The sequence below is a fragment of the Hyphomonas sp. genome (assembly GCF_041689225.1).
GTDB lineage: Bacteria > Pseudomonadota > Alphaproteobacteria > Caulobacterales > Hyphomonadaceae > Hyphomonas.
The window spans coordinates 1-15,706 of sequence record NZ_JBDNGN010000114.1; the positions used below are offsets into that span (position 1 = coordinate 1).

A 15,706-nucleotide genomic window follows, 5' to 3' on the forward strand; every position below is an offset into this window, starting at 1 on the left:
GATATTTTCCTGCAGTACTGGCCGCTCTTGCTGGGTCTCGCGGTGGCCGGGGCGGCTGCGGGCCTCGCGGCTGGCATGTTCGGCATTGGCGGCGGGGCGGTGATCGTGCCGGTCCTGTTCTTCCTGTTCGACGGCATGGGCTATGGCGAGACCGCGATGCATGTCGCGGTGGCGACGTCGCTGGCGACGATCATCCTGACATCTGCCCGCAGCGTGATGGCACATAATAGCCATGGCGCGGTTGACTGGGACATCATCCGGTCATGGGCGCCCTGGATCGTGGTCGGCGCCTTGATCGGTATGGGCCTCAGCGGGTTCCTCTCCAAACAGGCCTTGCTCGGCATTTTCGGTTCGATGGCCTTTGTCCTGTCGGCGCAGCTGTTCTTCGGGCGACCGACCTGGCGGCTGGCAGACGAGATGCCGGGCGGTGTTGTGCGCGGCGGGCTCGGAATGGCGATCGGTGCGCTCTCGGCGCTGATGGGGATTGGCGGGGGCACGTTCGGGGTCAGCCTGATGACGCTTTACGGTCGCCCGATCCATCGTGCGGTGGCGACGGCTGCTGGCTGGGGTGTCGCGATTGGCCTGCCGTCGGCGATTGTGGCGGTCTTCATTGGCTGGGGACACCCGAACCTGCCGCCCTTTTCGCTCGGCTATGTGAACCTCGCCGCCTTTGCCCTCATCTCCGTGTTCACGGTGACCATGGCCCCGGTCGGGGCGAAACTGGCACACAGCCTGGATGCGGTATTGCTGAAGCGCTTGTTTGCCATTCTGCTGGCCCTCGTCGCGGCGCGGATGTTGTGGAAGGCGCTGGGGCTGTAGGCGTCAGACGAAGACGTTGACGATCCGCTCGATCGCCCAAAAGGCACCCGTGATGCCGATGGCATATGCGGCGACGATGCGGGCCGGGGCCAGCGGCAGGCGGGCGAGACGCGTGGCGAGGAAAACCAGCAGCAGGACCGCGCCGACAAAGGCGACCTGGCCGACTTCGACGCCGAGATTGAACAGCAGCAAGGCCAGCACTTCAGCGCCCTTTGGCAAGCCGATTTCGGCGAGCGCGCCGGCGAACCCAAAACCGTGGACAAGTCCGAAGCCGAACGCGATGAGCCAGGGCTTGCGCTGGCTGAGCGTCTCGTGGCCCCGGCTGCGATAGATGGTTTCAGCGCCGAGCAGCGCGATGCTCATGGCGATGACGATCTCGACCGGCGGGCCGGGCAGGCTGAGGCCGCCGAGGGCGGCGGCGGCGAGGGTGAGGGAGTGGGCGAGGGTGAAGGCGGTGACCGTAGCGAGGAGCTGGCGGGGCCGGACCAGCAGGACCAAGCCGAGCACGAAGAGGAGGTGGTCAAAGCCGAACAGGATATGTTCCACGCCGATGCGGAAATAGGTCGCGGCAGGGGCACCTGTGGGAGCGGCGAGGTCAAGCCGCAGGGCACCGGGACGGAGCACGGCAGAGAGATCGTCACCAGACAGGCGGTCAACGCGGACGAAGGCATCCGTGAGGGTGCGCTCGAGCCCGGCGATTTCGATCTGGCCGGTGGAGAGATCGCAATGCATCTCCCAGCGCTGGACCAGGGTGCCGCCAGCGGCATCGGCGCGTTCGCGTTCGCGGTCGCAACCCTCGGGAAAGACAGGGTCCAGCTTCAGGCGTCGTCCGTCCAGGACGGGCTGTTTCCAGGTGACGGCATAGGTTGCTGGGGCCGTTTCGGTGACTTCCAGATAGGCGGGCCGGACTTCATGCGCACTGGCGGTAAGTGCGACAGTGAACAGGACCAGAAGCGCGAGGACGATCCGTCTCATTCGGCGCCTTCTATGCGAACCCTGTAGCGCTTGATGATGTTCGCGATGGCCGTCTCGTTGGCGGTGCGCAGGGCGTCGTCACGCCAGTCTGTTTCGACTTGCGAACGGACCTCTTCAAACGGGCGCAGCCTGCCCTCGTCTTTCGCGATCAGGTGCACGAGATGCAGGCCGAGGGCGGACCTGACCGGGCCTTGCCACGCGTCACCCGCATCCAGTGCGAAGAGGGCGGTCGCGAAATCTGCCCCGAACAGCCGAACGGTTTCGCGAAACGGGAGATCGCCATAGGCGCGCTGGAGAATGAAAGGGTCACCGAGGGTGTGCCAGTCGCGTGGTGACGGGGTGTTGAGGGTGTTGAGGAGGGTGGTTGTGTCCACATCCGACCGGTCCGTGCTGAGGAAGACGTGTTCGAACGTGACGTTCGGTGGTGCGGTGTAGGCGTCCGTGTGAGCGTCGTACCAAGCGCGGAGCGTCGTCTCATCGGGCGCAGGCGTGTCGGTGAGATCGGAGACCATGAAGCTCATCTTCTGGGCAAGGCGGCGTTCGATGATCGTGTCGCCCGCGTCGAGGCCGAGGCGGCGGGCCTCGCGCGACAGGGCTTCATCGCGGATCTGGTCTGAGACCATCGCCGCCATGTCTTCCTGCGAGGGCAGTGCGCCGGATTCGGAGGCATATAGCGCGGCCATGCGCTGGATGTCTTCCTGGGTCACAGTGATGGTGCCCTCACGGGCGGCGATGTGCGCCGTCCACGCCGCATAGCCCGCAAATACGAGCAATGCGACGATGATGAAATGGACGAGCGGCTCGCGTAGCAACTGTCGCATCTAGGTTGGCGGAATGTACCAGATCGGCGACGTATAGGCGCGTTCCTGGATCGTTGTGGGCAAGTCGGGATTGGGCGGCGTGCCGTTGCGGTTGGCTTCCCAGGTCGACCAGCGGCAGGTCGGGTTCTCGAGCACACGGACATAATAGGTGGCGCGCTGGCCTGGCACGAAGTCCGGATCGGTCCAGAGGGCTTTCAGCTCGCCGGCGCCTGTGCCGTCTGCCGTGGTGCACGTCGTGATGTCGACACTGGATCCATTGTCCGGGCAGCGATGATTGGCGTCAGGGGCGGCGCCACCGGAGCAGGCCGCGTCATAGACGGCTTCGCCGCTGCTGGTGACCTTGACGACCTGCACGCGCTGGAGCGGCGCCGAGTTCGCATCGCGGATGGCCCAGGCGATGAAGCTGGGTGCCTCGCCTGTGCCGACAAGGTCGCCGCCCATGGCGACGCCCCCCGCATAGGCCTGTTTGGCAAGGTCGGTGGCGTTCAGCGTGTCAGCCGTATAGCCGAAACCGCCGAAGAAGCGCACTTTCATGCGTGGGCCGGTCGTGGCGAAGGTTTCCTTGCGGCGGAAGGCGTCGAAGATGGCGTCGCGTGTATTTTCTTCGGCCCATACCCCTGTGAGTCCGGACGCCGACCAGCGCGAGAACCAGTGCTTGGCATTCTGTGTGGTCTGGTTGTCGGGTTGATCCGCCCAGTCCTTGATGCCGGGCATGGGCACAGAACCGCGCTGGAATGGCAGGCCGTCGACAATGCCGATTTTCGACCAGAAGTCGGCCTCCGAATAGGCGCCACCGGCAACATGGCTGTCAGACGCGGCTGTCATACCGAAACGGAAGGGGTCGAAGCCCTGCTCTTCCTGTAATTTCAGGCCGTTCTGGTACGCTTCGCGGACATAGGAGCCCTTGGTTTTCGATACGATATTGCTGGCGAGCAGTTCGTCATAGATTTCGAAATTGGCCCATTCGTCATTGGGCGAGAGGTCGGGGTGGGTTTCGGACGTTCCCTTGACCTGCGTGACCTCGACGAGCGGCTCGTTACGGTTGCGCTGGTCGGCATAGGCCGCATCGAGCGGATCGCCATTATAGGTCTCGAGCCGGAACATCTGGCCGTCGGACACATTCGAATTATGCGGGATGGCGATCGACTCGCGGCCATCGGCGCGCTGCGCGTCCATCCAGTCCCAGAGGTCTTCAGGATTGGTGGAATCAAGGGTCGAGAAGGCGCGGTCGGGCGCTTCGCCGCGGAAGAAGACGTTGCGGTGCAGGTTGCCGCCGCCAAAGCCGCCATTGTCATCGGATGTCGTGACAGACGTGAACTCATAGGCGGAGAACGTCGTGAACACGCCGGGCTCATTGTACTTTTCGGCGGCTGCTATGTTCTGCCCCCAGACCGAATTGATCAGCGGTTCGTCATACATCTCCTCAATCTTGTCGCCTGAGCGGACCGAGGCACCCACACCCTGGAAGGCCGCCTGGATCTTGCCAGGATCAATCGAGAACATATCCTTGGAGCGCGGCAGTTCGGAAAGCGGCGAGTCCTTGGAATTCATCGCGGGAAGGATGCCGAGATATTCGGCGTGGTCGGTGACGGTGTAGAAGTCGAGCGGGCCACCGGCGATGGTCATGTCGAAACCGGACGGGTGCTTGATCGTTTCGCCCTTGGCGAAGCGATAGGCATCGTCTGCGGTGCGGCGGACGTTGAAGATGTAGGCGTCGAAACTGTTGCGCGTGTGAATGTGCATGTCGCCGAAATAGGCGGTGCGTTCTGCGCTGTAGCCGAGGGTCGCGCCGTCCGGGGCTGTGCTTTGCGGAGTCGCCGCAATGTCAGCGGGCGCCTCGTCAGGCTTGCTGCCACTACAGGCAACAAGCGCGAGCGCCGTGGTGGCGAGCGTCAGGGTTTTCCACATTATACTATTCCTCCCGTGGGCACTCTAATGGCACCGTGTGTGTCATATGTTCAGGGAACGCTGCAGAAGTCCAGATTTGCGGCGGAGAAACTTTCAACCCTGCCAGAAGCGGCGCGTCAGCACCACGAAGACTGAAATGAACTCAAGCCGGCCAAGCAGCATGGCGATGGCGCAGATCCATTTGGCGGCATCGGGCAGGGTCTGGAATGTGCCGGATGGCCCAATGATCGGTCCGAGGCCGGGGCCGACATTCGAGACGCTGGTCGCCGAGCCGGAAATGGCGGTCATGGCGTCGAGCCCGCAAAGGGACAGAAGCGCTGCGGCGACCAGGAATGTGGCCAGGTAGAGGAACACGAAGACCATGACGGATTGCAGGGTCTCTTCGTCGACCACTTTTCCGCCATAGCGGATGGGCGTCCTGCGGTGGGGCATCGTCATGCGGTGAGAATAAGCGACAATGGCCTTGGCGGAAATTTCGAGGCGAAACATCTTGAGACCGCAAGCGGCGGACCCCGCGCAGCCACCAACAAAGGTCGCGACGAGGAAGATCGCCATGACCGGCTCACCCCATGTGTCGTAGGGGGCCGAGGCATATCCCGTGCCGGTCATCACCGAGATGATGTTGAACAGGGCGTCCTTGAACGCATGTGCCGCCGTCTCGAAGATCCGTGGATCGACGACAATCTCGTGATAGGCGACGATGACCAGTGAAAGGACGAGCGCGATCAACAGGTAGACGCGCGGCTGGGGGTCTTTGATCATCGGCATGATCCGCCCCTGAAGGAGCATCATCGCTAGCAGGCTCTGCGGAAGCCCGGCGATGAACATGAAGGCGGTCGCGACATAGGGCGCATTGGTATCGTTGAAATAGCCGAACGACGTGTCGTGGGTGGAATAGCCGCCCGCTGACATCGTGGTCATGGAATGGGCGATGGCATCGAACCAGTTCATGCCGGCAAGAGAGTAGCAAAGGGCGCACAGCATCGAGATCAGCAAGTAGGTAAAACCGAGATAGGCCGCGATATCAGTGATTCGTGGCAGGAACTTGCCGGAGAGGTCGGAGCTTTCGAGTTCGAACAGCTGCATCCCGCCGACCCGAAGTTGGGGCAGAATGGCGATGGCCGTGACGATAATGCCGATGCCGCCGAACCATTGCAGGATGGCACGCCAGAGCAGCAGGCCGCGCGGCATGTCGTCGAGGCCCGTGAGGACGGTCGCGCCTGTCGTTGTGAGCCCGGACACGCATTCGAAAAACGCGTCCGTAACGCTCATGCCGGACGCGAGGAAGGGGATCGCCGCGACGGCTGGCAGGAAGACCCAGACAAGTACGGTCAGCAGGAAGGCCTCGCGCTGGCCTGTGCGTTGGTCACCGCCGCGCGCTAGGACCCAGAGGCAGGTGCCGATGAACATGGAGCCGAATGCGGACACGGCAAACACATGCGCTTCCGGACGCTTGTCGGCCAAATCCATCAATGCGCACGGAATCATCGCCGCGCCGAGCAGGATGGTCATGATGCCGATGGCAAGGATGATAGGACGTAGCTGCATTTTATGCGCGGAGGATAAGCGTCAATTCCTGAGAAGGAGTCAATTTTCTGAAGGTTAACAAGTGGTTTCCAGCCGGGTGGGCAGGGTGTGGCAAGCGTGCGCCAAGGGCGTGGGTAGCAATTGGGCAAGGATTGGGCCAGTGGTGCCTATGTCGCGGCCATTGTGATTGACCCAGGGGAAGCGAGAACCTAAACGCTGCGCTTCGTTTCATCTGCAACCAAATGCGAATTCACCCATGTTCGACCATTCTTCCTATGATTCCCATGAAGACGTGCACCTGTTCCAGGATGCGGCCAGTGGCCTGAAAGCCATAATCGCGATCCATTCCACCGCACGCGGCCCGGCGGCCGGAGGAACACGGATGTGGAATTTCGTATCCGGCGAGGCCATGCTCAAGGATGTGCTGCGTCTCAGCCAGGGCATGAGCTACAAGAATGCCATGGCCGACATTCCGCTGGGCGGTGGCAAGGCGGTGATCTGGGGCAATGCCAAGACCGACAAGTCTCCGGCCCTGTTCCGGGCCTTTGGCCGGGCTGTGGAAAGCCTGCAGGGACGTTATTACACGGCTGAGGATGTCGGGATCGACGTCGCCGACATGGCGATCGTCCGGCAGGAGACTGCCTATGTCGCCGGGCTCGACCAGGGCGAAGCGGCGAGTGGCGACCCGTCGCCGGTCACGGCGCGCGGCGTGTACCTCGGCATTGTCGAAACGGCGAAGCGTGCGCTCGGCAGTGGGGACCTGACCGGGCGGACGATTGCTGTGCAGGGTGTCGGTTCAGTCGGTGGCTATACCTGCGACCATCTCGCCAAGGCGGGGGCGAACCTGATCATCACCGATATAGACCAGGCGGCACTGAAGGCGGTGGCCGACCGGACTGGCGCGCGTATCGTTGCGCCGGACGAAATCTATGATGTCGAGGCGGATATTTTCTCGCCTTGCGCGCTGGGCGCCGTGATCAACGAAAAGACGCTGGACCGATTCAAGGTGAAAGCGATTGCGGGCGGCGCAAACAACCAGCTCGTCATGCCGGAAATGGGCGAGCTGCTGCGGCGCAAGGGCATCCTCTATGCGCCAGATTATGTGATCAATGGCGGCGGCATCATCAATGTGGCGGCCGAGATTTCTGGCAATTATTCCAGCGAATGGGTGGACGCCAAGCTGGCGCGCTTGGTCCAGACACTGGGCGAAGTTCTGGATGAAGCGCTGACCAGCGGCCAGCCGACCAATGCGGTCGCCGATCGGATCGCGCGGGCAAGGATCGCTGCCGCGCGCTAGGGGAATCTGCGTAGTTCGCCGAAACCGGGCCAGATGGTAGACTGTTCGTAAGTTGAACAAGTCCCATCACCTGGAGGTACATGTCCCATGTCAGTCGTCGCTGTGTTGCAGGGAACCGAAAAAGACGATCGTCAGAGCACGCTTGCGGCTCTCGAACTCGCGAGGCGCCTGAATACGCCGGTCACCGGCCTGTTTGCCTTGCCGGACCCGAACGCGGTGTTGATGGTCTCGGCCACGCCGGAAGCGGCAGGCCTGACGGCGAGCACGGCGCAAAGCATTATCGAAATGCAGCTTGCGATGAAGCGCACGGCCGAGACGGCGTTTCATGACGTCACCAGCATGGGTGCACATGGACTGGACTGCGACTTCTTCCATGAGGTCAACACGGTGGAGCGCGCCTGCGCCAACGCGGCAACGCTGGCGCAGGCCGTGGTGTTTCCCCGCTCGGCGGCCAAGAACGGCACGCCGCTATACTTGGCGTTCGAGCATGTCATGATGGATGCACGGTTGCCGGTTGTGCTGGCAGGCAGTGACGAATTCAGCGCGGGGCCGGTGATCATCGCCTGGGATGGCAGCAATGGCGCAGCGCGGGCTGTGCGTTTCCACCTTCCGCTTATCCGGGCTCTGGGCAATGTCATCATCGCGCAGGCACCGAAAGACCTCGAACGCGACGCGGCCCGCCCGGCGGCCGAACCGGGAACGCTGGAAAGCTGGCTGAAACGGCATGGTGTAACGGCAAAGACGGCAGAGATCGACGGCGATGTCGGCAGCGGCCTGCTGGCCCTGGCGAAGGGCAGCGGAGCGTCCATGATCGTCGCTGGCGCCTACGGACATTCGCGGCTCGGCGAGCGCCTGTTCGGTGGGACCACGCGGCGAATGCTGGAAGCGGCTCACGCGCCGGTGCTCGCGCTGGCCCGCTAATTTTTCGACACTTCAACCGACAGAGGAAATCAGCATGGCTCTCAGCCGCATCACACTCCAACTGGCGCGCAATCCCGGTCTTCCGGGTGGCGACCCAAGCGAAGGCTACACGATGGTGGCCCCTTTGACGGCAGACGGCCAACTGGATGTGGACGCCTGGCGCGCCGCGCGCAAGAAATGCCGCGTCGTACGCTTTTCCTCTGATGAATCAGAGCACGCAGATGGCTTGCTGACACATCGCGGCAATCGCTGGTTCTTCCATTATGACGAGGATGACGAAGGCGACGACGAGGCGGGCTACCGGCTCGGCGACCATGTCTTCAAGGAAGGCGAATACGTGACTGTCACCAGCCATGGTGAAACGCCCTTGACCTACAAGGTGACCGACGTCTCTCTCGTGTGAGCCATTACACGAGTGGGAGCAGGGCATGTGCGGACGGTTCTTCAGGCACGGGGTGACCTGGGCAGAATACCATGATGCCCTGGGGCTGGTTCCGCCGGAGGGCGTCGCGCCTCCGGAAGCGACGTATAATGCGGCCCCGACCACGATCCAGCCGGTAATCCGCCGCGCCGAGCATGCCGGTCATGTGGAAATGGCGCCGGCGCGCTGGGGCCTGATCCCGTCCTGGTGGACAAAGCCCCTGTCGGAAATGAAATTCTCGACCTTCAACGCGCAGGCGGAGACGGCGGCCGAAAAGCCCGTTTTCCGTGGCGCGTTCCGGCACAAGCGCTGCCTTGTTCCCGTGTCCGGCTTCTATGAATGGACCGGGGCCAAAGGTGCCAAAATCCCGTTTGCAATCGGCTTGCGCAACCGGCGCTGGTTCTGCCTGGCTGGCCTGTGGGACTCCGCGCTGATCGACGGGTCGGAGATCCAGAGCTTCACCGTTCTCACGACGAAGCCGAATGACCTGATGGCCGGACTTCACAACCGGATGCCGGTGATCGTGTCACCGGAAGACTATGCATTGTGGCTGGATCCCGCTGCCGGTGACCCGACGCGCCTGTTCGAGCCGTTTCCAACGGATGCCATGCATGCCTGGCCCGTCGGGCAGGCGGTAGGGAACGTCCGGAACAATTCTCCAGCGCTGATCGCGGAAGCCTGACGAGAGTTGCGTTAACCAAGTTTTTCCTAAAACAAGGTTTTATATCGCGCATGATAGAAAAGATAATGCTCCCCTTGATCCTGATGTTCGGCGCCCTGCTGTATTTTACGCGTGATGCCGGCATGGATTTCACCAAGGCGTCGAGCGAGCATCGCGCAGCGTTCGCGGACCGGCAAACGCGGGCCTGGGTCAGCAAGGCCGGACTGACCCCGGTGTTTCGGTCCGAACTTGTCCGCCTGGAATCGCGCGATAACAGCAATATCGTGATCGTCCATATCCGATTGGGAAACGACACGACATTGGTCCAGAAGCGACAGGAAACCTACGCACGTGCGTGCACTGCCTATATGAATAGCCGCCTGTCAGAATTCGCGATCACCCAAACAGTGCGCTTTGAATCCGACACCGGCGCCCTGAAAGCGAATTTCACTTTCAAACCGAGCAGATGCGCGAAATATGCGCCCGAGCCGGTATGAAAGAAGGCCAGGCGCGCAAAGCGGCCCGGCCTCGTTTCAAATATCGATTTAAAGTGTTCTAGAATTCCCAGCGCAGTTGCGCGCCGTAGGTGCGCGGTTCATTGACGAAGCCCGTGAGGTTGTTGAAGTCGATGGCGCCTGTCAGGGCCTCTTCATCCAGGATGTTGCGGGCAAAGATGGACACGTCATAGCCGGCATCCGACTTGTAACCGACCTTCAGGCCGCCTTCCCAATACCCGTCCTGACCGAACTCCACGCTGTCATACAGGAAGAAGTTCGTGTCGCCCTTGTAGGCCCAGTCCGTATAGCCGTAGAGCTCGCCGGCCTCGAGCGGAATGGCGTAGCGGGCCGTCATGTTGGCGATCCATTCCGGCGCGTTCGGGAAGGAATTGCCGGAGATATTGTAGCCGAGCAGGGTCGTGCCGTCGGTGTCAAAGACAGCGGGATCAGTCACAGTGCACCCGCCGCCACAACCGGGCGCCAGCAGGACATCGTCCTTGAACTCGGTCTTGTTGTAGGACAGGCCTGCCGTCAGGAAGAGGTTCGCGATCGGCGCGGCTTCGATGTCGGCTTCGAAGCCGTAACCTTCGCTCTTGTCGGCGTTGAACAGCGCGACCGTATTGTTGATGCCGCCGACAATTGTCAGCTGCTGGTCGTTGAATTCGAAGAAGAACACATCGGCATTCAGGCGGACGCGGTTGTCGAGCAGTTCCGACTTGATGCCCGCCTCGTAGGAGAGGACGGTTTCGCTGTCGGCGCTGGAGACGTCATTGGCAAAAACCAGGCGGCCCTGGGTCGAGGGACCGCGGAAGCCCTTGGCGACACGGGCATACAGATTCATATCGTCCGTAGCCCGATAGGTTGCAGATACGTCCCAGCTGACCTGGTCGTCAGACACGCTGCCGGATACAGGGCCGAAGGGGCCCGAGCCAAACGGGCCGAGGGTCCGTTCGACCACGAAGTCTTTTGACTCATCGGTCCAGCGGGCGCCGCCCGACACGGTCAGGCGGTCCGAGACGTCATAGGCAAGCGAGGCGAAGATGCCTGTGCTTTCCGTCTCGTTCTGGCGTGTCGCGATTCCGTTGACAGGACGTCCCGGTGCAAGCGTGTCGAAGCTTTTTGACGTGATCGTGACGTTCTCGTCAAACAGGAAAATGCCGGTCTGGGCCCGAAGCGGGCCGCCATTGTCGAAGGCGAAGCGGAGTTCGTGCGTGGTCTGGTGGAGGGCATCGACCGCGCCGGAGCTTTCCGACGGGAAGGGAATGAAGCCGGGACCGAAATTGCCCGCGCCAAGGAAGACAGCGCCGAAGCCGCCGTCAATGTCGCCGCGGCTTTCGATCGTGGCCTGTTCGTTGCCAAAAACATAGGTGACCTTGACCGCGTCGGTGAGGTCTTTCTCGAGGCGCAGGGTAGCGCCGTGCGCGTCCTGCGTCAGGAAGTTGTCGCCGTCGAAATAGACCGTGTCGCGGTCAAAATTCGAGCCGACACCATTGGAACCGGCATCAATGATATTGGCGCGGAACAGGCGTGCGTCGCCTTCGTTCGAACGGCCATGAATGTTCAGCAGGGCGGAAAAATCCGTTCCGGTCGGCGTAAACAGAACCTGGGCGCGGCCAGCGAGCTCGTCGAAGCCCTCGTAGCGGTTTTTCTCGCCGGTGAAGGCATTGTCGACATAGGGGTCTCGCTGCTGGGAAATGCCGGAGAGCCGGACGGCAAGCTCGTCTGTGAAGATGGGCAGGTTCACTGCGCCTTCGATTTCGCGCGTATTGTAGTTGCCGTAGGAGCCGCGGACATAGCCTTCGAACGCGTGCACGGGCTTGGCCGAGTCGAACTTGATGATGCCGCCTGGCGTGTTGCGGCCGAACAGCGTGCCCTGTGGGCCGCGCAGGACTTCAATAGAGTCGAGGTCGAAAACCGGGAAGCCTTTCAGGATCGGGCTTTCATAAGGCACATCGTCATAGACGAGCGAAACCGGCTGGGACGCGTTGAGATCGAAATCGGTATTGCCGATTCCGCGGATGTAGAAGCGCGGGAAGGCGCGGCCGAACGAGCTTTCGGCGATGACGCTGGGTACGCGGGCCGAGAGGAAGCGCACGTCTGCACCGGACGATTTCAAAACGTCGAGTTTTTCGTCGGCGAGCGTCGTGATCGAGATCGGTACATCCTGGATGTTTTCTTCGACACGCTGGGCCGTCACTGTAATGGAGGGAAGGCGTGCTTCGGCATCAGCCGCCTGGGCGACCGCGGGCAGCGCTGTCGCGAGGAGGACGCTTGTGCCGAGAAGCAGCGTGCGAAGGGCGGGTCTGTGTTGCATGGGGAAATCATCCTGATTTGCATGGGGAACAGCCCGTCTGATCGCGGGATCTTATGCGCGGGGATGTCTCACAATTTCGCAAAGTAGGATACGACACGTGTCACGATTTTCACCGGATCGTGGATTTCGGTGACAAGATGTTGCTGCATCGCAACAAAACCGGGCGCCTCTCCTTCGCAGGGAATGAGGCGCTTGGGGAATGCGTTGCCTGAGGCGGTTCAATTCCAGGGGTTGAAGCGGGGCGTCACTTTTGGAGCAGCTGGCGGCGATTCGTCGGCCGGCTCCTGCGCCTGTTGTGTTTCCATGGTTTCAGCCGGCGCTTCGAAAGCCTGCTCTTCCGGCTTGGCGGGTTCTGGCTCAGAGACGGATTCCTGGGCGGCGGCTCCGTGGGATGCTGTCTCTCCGCTGAATTGGAATGGCGCCTCGGATGCCTCGGCGACCGGACCAGGATCGGCTGGTGTGTCCGGGCCAGCATCAAATTCCGAAACGGGCATGTCGTCGGGCAGGTCGATTGTCCCGTCGATGACCAAATGGGCGCGCGCGGTTGACGGCGCGTGCGGTGCACGGACGGCGGGCTCAGGAGGCGCCAGTCCGGCACGGCTGGCCGACCCGAGGCCGAATCCCGCGGACATGCCAGACAGGCTGAAGCTGCGCGGCGCTGCTGGTTCAACCGGGGCTGCCTCTGTGGCGCGTGGCGCGGCTTTGTCATCCTGCTCCGGAGTCTCATCCGACGAGAATGCGGGCGTGTAAGGGAAAGGTTCTGCCGGGGCTTCGGCTTCGACGGGCGGTTCATCCGTCGCGAACGCGGTTTCCGGCTCCGAGACGGCTTCCGGTTGTGGCGGTGGAGACGTCATGTAGCCGGACAGATTGCCCGCACGGGAGCCAAAATAGCCGCTGCCAAAGGCATTCGACGCAGGCTCAGCGGCAGGGGGAGCCGGAGCCGGTTCCGGTTCGTCTTCGGGCGCTGCGCTGGCGCTTTCTGTTTCAATTTCCGGGGCGTTTTCATCGACAGGCCACAATGGTTCTTCCGCTGCCTCGGGGCCGGCGGCCGACTCTATCTCGACCTCGGGGTCGGCTTCGGGCGTAGATGCCCCGAAATTCACATAGGCGGCATCGTCCACTTCGGCCGCCGCTTCAGGTTCGCTGGCGTCTTCGGTCTCGTCCTGTTCGACGTCGAAAGCGGAGTCTGAACTGGCATCCTGTTCGGTCTCTGGTTCCTGCTCGGTTTCAGGCGTTCCGCCATTCAGTTCGTCGGCCATGCTGGCAACGGCGCGGGCCATGTCGTTTTGTCCCTCGACCTCCGGATAGGCCTCGGGGAACGAATCGGTGTCGTCGCCCGGATCCTCGATCAGGTCGGCAGGGTCCAGCGCAACCTCGGGCTCCTTTTCCGGAGCGGCGTCGATGGTTTCGAGCCCCTTGAGAACGGAGTGGATCGCTTTTTCAGTGCCCCGGGCATGTCGATGTGCTTCGCGATAGAGGTCAGCCACGAAACTGCCATAGGGACGTCCGGCGGCATCGGTGTCGTCGGAAAACTCTTCCGGCGTGCAGGATTCGATGATCTTGCCGAGTGCATCCGTCAGCAGAACGGCATGCGGCTCCGGCGTCAGGACGACCCGGTAACCCTCGGTATCATGGGTGATCGTGCCGTTTTCGCCCTCGGACCAGGCAACCCGCTGCTTGCGGGTCATTTCACTCAGCTTGTCGATCAACCGTTTTGTCGAAGGATGCAGCATGAAGTCTCGCCTTTCCCAATGTGTTCTGGGCCAGTCTACCCAATAACGGCTGAGAGGCGAACATTCAAACTTTGGTTCCGCCGATCCGCATGAAATGTCATTTATTCATGCAGATAGCGGCGCACGCGTTGCGATCGAGGTCAGCGGTTACTTGTTCGCCGTGGCTGGCTGGGGGATGAATTTCATCTCCAGCAGGACGGCTTCTTCCTGGTATTCCGCAGACGCGTCATCAAGCCTGCCGTCAAAGTCGCCGCCGGCCCCAAAGGCACGGATGAAGCGCGGAGACTCCATATTGCTGGGGCAGATGACGAGTGAGTCGATCGGTCCGGGCTGCAGCGTGCAGCGGGCCCGCGCCTCCCGGCTCAGGTCCTTGAGCTTCATCTTGCCGATGGTGCCGCCATTGGGGCCCGTGACGGCCGGGTTGCGGGTCACGACCGACCCGACATTGCCGATCGTCCAGTCCGGCTCGACCACGTAGACAAGGCGGCTTGGCTCATTGGGCGTCGCAATCGTCTGGATGAGAAACACCGGGTAGGCTTGTTCTCCGGCAAACGCGCGGTCCGTGAGGATTTCATGACCGGGAAAAGCGGCTTTCATGGCGTCCAGCGTGAACGGTGTCTTGCCTGTCAGGCGCATGGTGCCTTCCGGCCCGATCGTGGCCGGCAGGGGCGTGCCGCCAAACTCCGCCTTGCGCACTTCACCCTTCACCCGTGCGACCTCCTTGAGGAAATCCTTCACCGGTTCGCCGTCCGCGACTGAGAGGTCGGTGCGGAAGCCGCGGACAACACCGTCCGGCGAGATGAGGATATAGCTGGGTGTCCATGTGATCTTGAGCAGGTCGCGGATGCTGGCATCGGTGTCGAGGACCGTGGGGTAGCTGTGCCCCTCTTCGGCAAAAAAGCCCTCGACGGACCCGTACCTGCCATACATGTCCTCATCGCTTGTGCTTTCCGCATTTTGCGGCACGTGGATGGACAGGAAATAGAGGTCCGGATCCTGTTCGATTGCCGTCGCAAGGGCTGCTGCGTAGGGCGCATCGCGCTTGCTGTCACCACACCAGACGCCCCAGACCTGAATCACCATCCAGCGATTGAGGACGGATGAGTCGAATGCCTGGCCGTCAGCCATCGTGGCGGTGAAGTGCGGCAAAGGCTGGCCAAGTAGTCCGTATTCAATTGGACGGTCATGCGCGTCGCCTATCACATCCTTCTCGGAATCTTCCTCGGTTGAGGGCGGCGGCGGGTTTGCAGTGATGATTCCGATGGGACCAGTCGACGTCTCGGCCTGCGGGCTGGGAGCCTTTTGTGCCGAACAAGCTGCGAGCACGAGTGCCAAGGCACCGAGGGAGAGTGTTCGAATCATGGAGCAGGCCATCCTCTGCAAAGATATTGAGCTGATGCCACACATGCGGTGCGCATTCTGCCCTTACTCTAGTCTGCGCTGTGAGGCAGGCACAAGCGACACCAGTGTTCGGGCGAACCAACTTCAATCATTGGTGGCAACCACATGAAAGAATTGGGTTTTTTGTGGGCGGTCGCTTCGGGAGATTTTGCGCCACGTCATTGCCGAACATGGACGGGATTTAATCGACGGTATGCTGCGGTGCATCAATTCCGGTCAAACAGCTAAAAAAAAGTCATGTGACTCCGGTTTGAGTTCACGATGTGGCCGCGTGGAACAATCCTGACTGAACCGTTGCTGACGTTCAGACCAGGAGACCATTTGATGCCATATTTCCAAATACGAAAAGGCCGGCGCGCTTCTCTCGCCGCGTGCGCCTTGCTGGGAAGTGCCAGCCTTGTACTGCCCGCA

General features: G+C 61.8%; 14 protein-coding genes. 6 read left to right on the forward strand and 8 right to left on the reverse strand.

Features of this window, described 5'->3' with window-relative positions; all coding sequences use genetic code 11:
- Nucleotides 1-3 precede the first annotated feature (3 nt).
- Nucleotides 4-819, forward strand: coding sequence for a sulfite exporter TauE/SafE family protein (locus ACESNB_RS10735; RefSeq protein WP_373007134.1), 816 nt, complete (start codon nucleotides 4-6; stop codon nucleotides 817-819).
- Nucleotides 820-822: 3 nt separating this feature from the next.
- Here the strand turns inward: ACESNB_RS10735 and ACESNB_RS10740 are convergent, their stop codons facing one another.
- The 4 genes from ACESNB_RS10740 to ACESNB_RS10755 all read right to left on the reverse strand — a co-directional run bounded on the left by ACESNB_RS10740 (nucleotide 823) and on the right by ACESNB_RS10755 (nucleotide 6,071).
- Nucleotides 823-1,794: a HupE/UreJ family protein gene (locus tag ACESNB_RS10740; protein ID WP_373007108.1), complete on the reverse strand. Its 972-nt coding sequence runs from the start codon at nucleotides 1,792-1,794 to the stop codon at nucleotides 823-825.
- On the reverse strand, nucleotides 1,791-2,615 hold the full coding sequence (locus tag ACESNB_RS10745) for a peptidyl-prolyl cis-trans isomerase (RefSeq protein WP_373007110.1): 825 nt from the start codon (nucleotides 2,613-2,615) through the stop codon (nucleotides 1,791-1,793). Before ACESNB_RS10745 ends, ACESNB_RS10740 begins: the two co-directional genes overlap by 4 nt.
- A complete protein-coding gene (locus tag ACESNB_RS10750; RefSeq protein WP_373007112.1) occupies nucleotides 2,616-4,523 on the reverse strand; it encodes a DUF3604 domain-containing protein in 1,908 nt (635 codons plus the stop codon).
- Nucleotides 4,524-4,616: 93 nt separating this feature from the next.
- The gene (locus ACESNB_RS10755) at nucleotides 4,617-6,071 is read right to left on the reverse strand and encodes a TrkH family potassium uptake protein (RefSeq protein WP_373007114.1); all 1,455 of its coding nucleotides are present in this window, start codon (nucleotides 6,069-6,071) and stop codon (nucleotides 4,617-4,619) included.
- A gap of 235 nt (nucleotides 6,072-6,306) precedes the next feature.
- On the opposite strand from ACESNB_RS10755, the gene ACESNB_RS10760 reads away from it, so the two are divergent.
- From ACESNB_RS10760 to ACESNB_RS10780, 5 genes are all read left to right on the forward strand, one after another.
- Nucleotides 6,307-7,347 carry a Glu/Leu/Phe/Val dehydrogenase gene (locus ACESNB_RS10760; RefSeq protein ID WP_373007116.1) on the forward strand — a complete coding sequence of 347 codons (1,041 nt, stop codon included), beginning with the start codon at nucleotides 6,307-6,309 and terminating at the stop codon, nucleotides 7,345-7,347.
- A gap of 87 nt (nucleotides 7,348-7,434) precedes the next feature.
- Entirely contained in the window at nucleotides 7,435-8,268 is an 834-nt protein-coding gene (locus ACESNB_RS10765; protein ID WP_373007118.1) for a universal stress protein, read from the forward strand.
- Nucleotides 8,269-8,302: 34 nt separating this feature from the next.
- The gene (locus ACESNB_RS10770) at nucleotides 8,303-8,671 is read left to right on the forward strand and encodes a hypothetical protein (protein WP_373007120.1); all 369 of its coding nucleotides are present in this window, start codon (nucleotides 8,303-8,305) and stop codon (nucleotides 8,669-8,671) included.
- A 25-nt stretch (nucleotides 8,672-8,696) separates the two neighbouring features.
- Nucleotides 8,697-9,371: an SOS response-associated peptidase gene (locus ACESNB_RS10775; RefSeq protein ID WP_373007122.1), complete on the forward strand. Its 675-nt coding sequence runs from the start codon at nucleotides 8,697-8,699 to the stop codon at nucleotides 9,369-9,371.
- Between the two features lie 65 nt (nucleotides 9,372-9,436).
- Entirely contained in the window at nucleotides 9,437-9,847 is a 411-nt protein-coding gene (locus ACESNB_RS10780; RefSeq protein ID WP_373007124.1) for a hypothetical protein, read from the forward strand.
- 58 nt (nucleotides 9,848-9,905) lie between these two features.
- On the opposite strand, the gene ACESNB_RS10785 is transcribed toward ACESNB_RS10780, so the two are convergent.
- The 4 genes from ACESNB_RS10785 to ACESNB_RS10800 all read right to left on the reverse strand — a co-directional run.
- Complete coding sequence (locus ACESNB_RS10785; RefSeq protein WP_373007126.1) at nucleotides 9,906-12,161, reverse strand: TonB-dependent receptor; 2,256 nt, start codon at nucleotides 12,159-12,161, stop codon at nucleotides 9,906-9,908.
- Between the two features lie 218 nt (nucleotides 12,162-12,379).
- Nucleotides 12,380-13,894, reverse strand: coding sequence for a hypothetical protein (locus tag ACESNB_RS10790; protein WP_373007128.1), 1,515 nt, complete (start codon nucleotides 13,892-13,894; stop codon nucleotides 12,380-12,382).
- Between the two features lie 147 nt (nucleotides 13,895-14,041).
- A complete protein-coding gene (locus ACESNB_RS10795) occupies nucleotides 14,042-15,256 on the reverse strand; it encodes a TlpA family protein disulfide reductase (protein ID WP_373007130.1) in 1,215 nt (404 codons plus the stop codon).
- Nucleotides 15,257-15,511: 255 nt separating this feature from the next.
- Nucleotides 15,512-15,706: hypothetical protein (locus ACESNB_RS10800; RefSeq protein WP_373007132.1), on the reverse strand; the 195-nt coding region annotated here is incomplete at its 5' end.